General features: G+C 39.1%; 1 pseudogene. It reads left to right on the top strand.

What is annotated here, in order from left to right:
• Positions 1 to 45: 45 nt before the first annotated feature.
• Positions 46 to 243: pseudogene (locus tag HC026_RS12765) on the top strand (ISL3 family transposase); the annotation flags it as partial.

Here is a 243-nt window from a genome sequence, read left to right as displayed (position 1 = left end):
TAAAATCAACCACGACGAAGATTTCTAGAAAGAAGGAATACCCTTATGAATTATAATACTACGAAGTTGTTGCTAGGCATAGATGATAAACATGTAAAAGTTAAAGGTGGTACTGAACGGGCTGATGGGGTTATCCAGGTTAATGGCAAATTGACCTATCGGCCAAAAGCCTGTCCGCATTGTGGAGTGGTTAATGATCATAAAATCATTAACTATGGCTGGCGAGAAACTAATGTCCGCTTT

This window comes from Secundilactobacillus angelensis (genome assembly GCF_012641075.1).
Taxonomy (GTDB): Bacteria; Bacillota; Bacilli; order Lactobacillales; family Lactobacillaceae; genus Secundilactobacillus; species Secundilactobacillus angelensis.
The sequence above is the reverse complement of the archived record's forward strand: the minus strand, read 5'-3'. Positions and strand labels throughout refer to the sequence as shown.